Genomic DNA, 6905 nt, shown 5'->3' on the forward strand with positions numbered 1-6905 from the left:
ACCTATGACGGCATCATGAACATCGTGCGCGAAGCTGCCGCGCTGCGGGGCCTTGTGCACCATGGTATAGGCATAATCGACGCCCATGCCGTAGGCGCCCATATGCTCGCGCACGATGTTCATGATGCCGTCATAGGTATCGCGGTTCGCCCAGTCGCGCTGCAGCTCGAGCATCGCGTTGATCGTGGTCAGCGGGTGCGCGCCGGCCTGCTCCATGCGGCGGATGGCCGCTTCATGCGCCTCGAGCGAGGTGCCGCCCGAGGCGTCGGTGACGAAATAGATCTCGAACCCGTCCTCGATCGCGCAAAGCGTCGGGAAGAGCAGGCAGGCCTCGGTCCACAGCGCGCAGATGACCAGCTTCTTCCGGCCGCTTGCCTTGACCGTGGCGACCAGTTCCTCCGAATCCCACGAGTTCATCGAGGTGCGCTCGATCGGCTTCTGCTGCACCACGTCGAGCAGTTCGGGCCAGATATAGCCGGAGAAGGACTCGGTCTCGACTGCGGTCAGGATGATCGGCACCCCGAACAGCTTGGCTGCCTTGGCCAATGCCACGGTGTTGTTCTTGAGCAGCTGGCGGTCGATGCTGGTGACGCCAAAGGCCATTTGCGGCTGATGGTCGATGAAGATGAACAGCGTGTCGTCGGCGTTGATCAGCTTCTGCGATCGGAAGGTCATGGGGTGTCTCCTTGGGGAAGGGGTTCAGTGCGCCTGGAGATGCGCTTCGAGGAACCAGAGCTGCTTGTCGGTCTCGCGCGAGATCTGGGTGAACAGGTCGGCGGTATCGGCATCGCCGATGGTCCCGGCCTGATCGATGGCCTCGCGCACCGCCTTGCCGAAAGCGCCCAGGCTGCCGGCCAGCGCCTTCAGATGCGCCTCGCCGCCGGTCGCCTCGATCGGATAGCCATAGAGCGTGGTCGCCGATGCAGTGGTGGTCACGCGCCCGTCGGCGACATGGCCCAGGGCGGTGATGCGCTCGGCGAGCAGGTCGACGAACTGCTCGATCTCGTCATGAACGCTGTCGAACAGCTGGTGCAGTTGCAGGAAATGCGGGCCCTTGACGTTCCAGTGCGCCTGCTTGGTCTGCGCCTCCAGATCGAGCGCGTCGGACAGGCGCGCCTGCAGCAGCGCGCAGGCCTGCTTGCGGACATGGTCGGAAAGGTCGATGCGGCTTGTATAGGTCATCGCATCAGCCCTTGATGAACTTGAGCAGATCGGCGTTGATCACGTCGGCATGGGTCGAGGCCATGCCGTGCGGGAGGCCGGGATAGGTGATCAGCGTGCCGCGCTTGACCAGCTTGATCGCCAGCTCCGCCGAATTGGCGATCGGCACGATCTGGTCGTCCTCGCCGTGCAGGATCAGCACCGGCACCTCGATGGCCTTGAGGTCCTCGGTAAAGTCGGTCTCCGAGAAAGCCTTGATGCAGTCGTAATGCGCCTTGGCACCGCCCATCATGCCCTGGCGCCACCAATTGTCGATCAGCCCCTGGCTGACGGTCGCACCGGGGCGGTTGAAGCCGTAGAACGGGCCGCTCGGCACGTCGCGGAAGAACTGCGCGCGATTGGCGACGAGTGCAGCGCGAAAGCCGTCGAACACCTCCATCGGCAGGCCGCCGGGATAGGCCTCGGTCTTGAGCATGATCGGCGGGACCGCGCCGATCAGCACCGCCTTGGAGACGCGGCCCGGGCGGGCGCGCGCGACATAGCGGGCGACTTCGCCGCCGCCGGTCGAGTGGCCGATATGCACCGCGCCCTTGAGGTCGAGATGGTCGGTCAGCGCGGCGACATCTGCGGCATAGGTGTCCATCTCGTTGCCGCTATCGGTCTGGCTGGAGCGGCCGTGCCCGCGGCGGTCGTGCGCGATGACGCGATAGCCCTTGAGCAGGAAATGCATCATCTGGTTGTCCCAGTCGTCCGCGCTGAGCGGCCAGCCGTGGTGGAAGACGATGGCCTGTGCGTCCTTCGGGCCCCAGTCCTTGTAGAAGATCGTGGTGCCGTCCTTGGTGGTGATCGTGCCCATGTGGCGTTCTCCTGAAGCCGGGTTGCGGGGGGAAAGGGCAAGCGAAGGGGCAGCGCCGAGCGCCGTTGCGGCCGAACCTGCGGCGATGAACTGGCGGCGGTCGAGGTGCAGCGGATTTCCGGTCATGCCATGTCCCCTTGTTGCGCAAATAGGATGATCCGAACCGGCGCGTGCCGATACACCCGATCGGGTGAAGTCTCGCCCCGCATTCGGGTGCTTCGAAACCGGCCCTGGTCGTGCTAGGGGTGTAGCGGACGGCCCATACCGCCATGCCCTACGAAAAAGGCAGGATTTTCCCCGATGACCGCTGCCGATGCAGCCCCGATCCGCATCCTGATCGTCGATGATCACCCGATCCTGCGCGAAGGCGTGCGGGCGATCATCGAGCCGCAGCCGGACCTCGAGGTGGCAGGCGAGGCGACCTGCGGTGTGACAGCGATCGAGCAGTTCAGGGTGCTGCTGCCCGATGTCGTGCTGATGGACCTGCGCATGCCGGAAATGGGCGGAGTCGAGGCGATGCAGGCGATCCGCGCAATCAGGCCCGACGCGCGCATCCTGGTGCTGACCACCTATTCGGGCGATGCGATGGCGATGGCGGCGCTGCGCGCGGGCGCTGCCGGTTTCCTGCTCAAGAGCAGCCTGCGCCGCGAATTGCTGGGCGCGATCCGATCGGTGCATCGCGGGCAGCGCCACCTGCACCCCGATGTCGCGCAGGACATCGCTTTGCACGCGATCCAGGAGCCGCTGACGGCGCGCGAGATCGAGGTGCTGCAGCTGATCGCCGGGGGCCATCCCAACAAGCAGATCGCCTGGAAGCTCGGCCTGGCTGAGGAAACGGTCAAGTCGAACATCAAGAGCATCTTCGGCAAGCTTCAGGTCCGCGACCGCACCCATGCGGTCACCACGGCGGCCAAGCGGGGCATGATTGAGCTCTGACGGCCTCTGGCTGAAGGGGCTGCGCGCTGGCCTGGCATTGCTGCTGCTCGCCATGCTCGCCCCGCTCTGCGGCGCGCAGCCGATGGCGGCAGAGGCCGACCCGTCGCTGCCGCTGCCGGGCTACAAGCTGCACCACTGGTCGCTTGAGGAAGGCTCGCCGAGTCGGATCAACGCGATCGCCCAGTCGCGCGACGGCTTTTTGTGGATAGGGGGCGTCGACGGCCTGTTCCGGTTCGACGGCATCCGCTTCGAACGCATTGGCCCGCGCCCGACCGATCCCGACCGCATCGTGGTCGCACGGCTGCTCGCGGCGCGCGACGGGACGCTGTGGATCGGCCTCGCGCGCCGCAAGGGCATGATGGTCTGGCACAATGGCAGGCTCGCCGATGCCGGCATGCCCAACCCCTCGCGCGAGGTCAGCGATATTGCGCAAGGGCCCGATGGTGCGATCTGGGTCACCCGTGGTGGGCGCGGGACCCAGTCGCTCGCGCGCTGGCATAAAGGGCGCTGGACCGAGTTCGATACACGCTCGGGCCTGCCCGAAAAGCCCGCCTGGCACCCGCTGTTCGCGCGCGACGGGACATTGTGGCTGACGATCGAGGACGCGGTCTATCGCAAGCTAGCCAACGCCGATCGGTTCGTGCCGACGGGCATCGTTACTGAGCCGCGCGCGACGCTGGCCGAGGCACCCGATGGAACGATCTGGCTGACCGAAAAGACGCGCACGCGCCCGATTGGCAGGAACGGCCAGGTGATCCGCGACAGCTCCGGCTTTCCCATTCCCTTCGGCATCCGCACCGTGTTCGACCGACAGGGCGATCTGTGGATTGCCACCTGGAGCGACGGTGTGTTCCGGGTCCGTAAGCCCGCCAGCCCGACCCGGACCTTGGCGCATCTCACGACGCGCAACGGGTTGCTGTCTGATCCGGTGCGCGCGGTGTTCGAGGATCGCGAGGGCAATGTCTGGATCGGCGGCGAGATGGGGCTGAACATGGTCCGCAAGGTGCCGATCAGCCCTGCGCTGGGCGTGCCGAGCGACCCTGCGACCAACCGCATGCTGGCCACGGACAGCGCCGGCTATGTCTATGCCGCCAACGACACGACGCTGTTCGAAATCCGACCCGGCGAGCAGGCCAGGGCGATTTTCACCTCGCCGACCGTGATCGAGGCGATCTGTGCGGCGCGGGGCGAGGGCATCTGGATCGTGCTGCGCGGCAAGGCCATGCGCTGGGTGAGCGGAAGCATCGGCGCGACCTCGTCGCTGCCTGACAGCTTCGCAGCCAATTCGTGCGGTGAGGATGCTGACTGGCGGCTCTGGCTGCCCGCGCTGCAACAGGGGCTGTTCGTGCTCGAACGGGACAGGGCGCGTGCCTGGCCGGGGGTGGTCGGCAAGACGCATATTCCCGGCAATGTCGCGATCATGGCCGATGGGCGCGCTGCTATCCATTTCCGGGGAGAAGCACCGGTGGGCAAGAGCGCGTTGCCGTTCGTGGCGCTGGACGACAAGGCGGTGGCCAGCGATGGCATCGAAGGGCTGCTGCCGGGCAGGCGCACCCTCTTTACCAGCGGTGCGGCAGGGCTGGCTGCGCCGCTGCTGCCGGGCAAACCGCTGCTCGATTCCGGTCGCTATCCCTGGGCGAGCTCGATCAACGGTATGGTCCAGACCGAGGCGGGGGACACCTGGACCATCGGTGATCTGGGCGTGGTGCGGCTGAAGACGGCCGATCTCGACCGCGCGTTGGCCCGGCCTGGTGCCGTTGTGCCCTATCGGCTGTTCGACTTTCGCGAGGGCCTGGGCAGCTTCGCCCAGAAATCGTCCGGCGCGCAGATTGTCGCGGGGCGAGACGGACGCATCTGGTTTGCCACCCGCGACACGATCGAAACCATCGACCCTGCGACCTTCGTCCGCAACGACCGCCCGCCCGACAAGATGATCCGCGCGCTGACGGTTGGCCAGCAGACGGTGATGGCGCGGCCAGGGATCCGCCTGGACGCCAATGTCACCGCGCTCGCCATTGAATATACCGCCACGGTGCTTGCAGCGCCCGACCGTGCGCGCTTCCATTACCGGCTGATCGGACAGCAGGATCAATGGATCGATGCCGGGCCGCGCCGGACAGCAACCTTTGCGGACTTAGGCCCCGGCGACTATCGCTTCGAACTCATGGCCGCGAACGAGGATGGGGTGTGGAGCCGCGAACCTGCGGTGCTCGAATTCACCATCGCGCATGCCATCCACCAGACATGGTGGTTCCGCTCGCTTGCGCTGCTCGCGCTTCTGGGCCTGCTTTATCTGCTCTACGCCCTGCGCCTGCAGCAGGTCAGCAGCCGGGTGCGCGTGCGGATGCTCGTGCGCACCAGCGAGCGCGAACGGATCGCGCGCGAGCTGCACGATACGATGATTCAGGGTGTGCAGGGACTGATCCTGCGTTTTCAGGCTGTTGCAGACCGTTTTGCGCATGATCCCGAGGCCCAAGCGATCCTGCAGCCGGCGCTTGAACGCGCCGAAGAGGTGCTGGTCGAAGGCCGCGATCGCGTCACGGGGCTGCGCACACCGCGGTTGCGCGATTTCTGCGAGGAACTGGCCCGGCTGCTGGGCAACGGCATGTATCCGCAGGACCGGATCGCGCCGATCCAACTGACCCAGATCCCGCGTCCGATCGCGCCCGAGATCATCGACGACCTGCTGGCGGTGCTGGGCGAGGCGCTCAACAATGCCGTGGCGCACTCGCAGGCGAGCCGGATCGAGCTCGGCGTGCGATTCGGCCGATGGACCTTCGGTGCCTATGTCCGCGACAACGGCATCGGGATGCACGAAACGATCATCTCCGATGGCGGGCGCCCGGGCCATTTCGGGCTGCTCGGCATGAAGGAGCGGATCGAGGCGATCGGCGGCAAGCTGATCGTCGAGAGTGCGAACGGCTTCGGCACGGTGGTCGAACTGCAGATCCCCGCGCGCGTCGCCTATGCCTGATCCCGCTCGTCAGCGCGCAGAACGAGCCGTACCTCCGCTACCGTCCGCGGCCATGGCCTTGGCGAGCGGAACATGGGCCCACAATTTGCCGACCTCGTCGTCCAGCCCGGTCAGGTCATAGCGCAGCAGCGATACCGGAAGGCGGCCCGTGTTCATCAGATAATCGTGAAAGTCCTTGATCCGGAACGCATCGCCCAGCTGCCGACGCCGGTCGACGAGCATTTTCTGCAGCTGCATTGCGCCGATCGTGTAGGTCATGCCATAGCCCGGGGGACGACGGATATAGATGCCGGCATCGACCCGCGCGACATCGTCGTCGAGATAGGGCGTCCACTCCTTCCAGAAGGCCATGGTCTCACCGACCGTCATCTCGTTGCGCTGCATCTTCACGTCGCCGATCGTGCGCGCGGCGCGGAAAAGGCCGAAAATGTAGATCAGCTCGCGGGTGCGCGGGCGGTCGTCGAACAGCCCCAGTTGCAGCGCCTGTTCCTCCAGATAGAAGCCCCAGCCTTCGGTGCGCCCGCTGTCGCTGATATGGCGGCGGATCGGGTGCGTCACCCGCGCGCCGGTCATCCCGTCGAAGCGATGGCCGGGAAAGGTCGCGTGAAGATGGTCGGGCGACGCATCGCGGAACTGCACCTGCTCCCAGAACATCGGGCCCTTGGGTCGCACGACCCAGGGAGCATTGAAGCCGACCTCCTGATAGGTGCCTGGAATGTAATCGGGGATCGTGATGATGTCCTCATCGCGCAGCCAGGCGCGAATCTTGGCGTCGGTGCCCGCGAGCTGGGCCTCATATTCCTCGCCGCTGGTCGGCAGCTGGAGTTCGGGCAGCTTGCGGTTGCGATGACGCTCGGTCGCATAGTTGGACCAGTGCCGCTCGAGCTCGCGCTCGGCCAGGGTGACGATCTCGTCCGAATCATAGGGCATCAGCCTGACATGGTGGAGGAACCAGTCATAGGCGGGCTTGCCGACGCC

The 6905-nt window shown here is 66.0% G+C and carries 6 protein-coding genes; 2 read left to right on the forward strand and 4 right to left on the reverse strand.

Going from position 1 to position 6905, the window contains the following annotated elements; all coding sequences use genetic code 11:
* The 3 genes from AX735_RS18495 to AX735_RS18505 all read right to left on the reverse strand — a co-directional run.
* A partial coding sequence (locus AX735_RS18495) for a hydrolase (protein WP_066283183.1) occupies positions 1–675 on the reverse strand: 675 nt, incomplete at its 3' end.
* Between the two features lie 24 nt (positions 676–699).
* Positions 700–1182 (reverse strand): DNA starvation/stationary phase protection protein Dps, encoded by a 483-nt coding sequence (gene dps, locus AX735_RS18500; protein ID WP_066283186.1) that lies wholly within the window; start codon positions 1180–1182, stop codon positions 700–702.
* A gap of 4 nt (positions 1183–1186) precedes the next feature.
* Positions 1187–2017, reverse strand: coding sequence for an alpha/beta fold hydrolase (locus tag AX735_RS18505; protein WP_066283196.1), 831 nt, complete (start codon positions 2015–2017; stop codon positions 1187–1189).
* 300 nt (positions 2018–2317) lie between these two features.
* Between AX735_RS18505 and AX735_RS18510 the strand changes: the two genes are divergently transcribed.
* A complete protein-coding gene (locus AX735_RS18510; RefSeq protein ID WP_066283189.1) occupies positions 2318–2953 on the forward strand; it encodes a response regulator in 636 nt (211 codons plus the stop codon).
* Positions 2943–5927, forward strand: a complete 2985-nt coding sequence (locus AX735_RS18515) for a sensor histidine kinase (protein WP_066283193.1) — start codon at positions 2943–2945, stop codon at positions 5925–5927. The genes AX735_RS18510 and AX735_RS18515 overlap by 11 nt, the downstream gene beginning before the upstream one ends.
* A gap of 9 nt (positions 5928–5936) precedes the next feature.
* On the opposite strand, the gene AX735_RS18520 is transcribed toward AX735_RS18515, so the two are convergent.
* The coding region (locus tag AX735_RS18520) for a DUF885 family protein (RefSeq protein ID WP_156447544.1) at positions 5937–6905 on the reverse strand (969 nt) is incomplete at its 5' end.

It is taken from the genome of Blastomonas sp. CCH1-A6, assembly GCF_001556365.1.
Classification (GTDB): Bacteria; Pseudomonadota; Alphaproteobacteria; order Sphingomonadales; family Sphingomonadaceae; genus Blastomonas; species Blastomonas ursincola.

Bases quoted from the DNA above. Each gene is read 5' to 3' on its own strand.
- dps (WP_066283186.1), bottom strand. From the start codon at position 1,182: ATGACCTATACAAGCCGCATCGACCTTTCCGACCATGTCCGCAAGCAG.
- AX735_RS18510 (WP_066283189.1), top strand. From the start codon at position 2,318: ATGACCGCTGCCGATGCAGCCCCGATCCGCATCCTGATCGTCGATGAT.
- AX735_RS18505 (WP_066283196.1), bottom strand. From the start codon at position 2,017: ATGGGCACGATCACCACCAAGGACGGCACCACGATCTTCTACAAGGAC.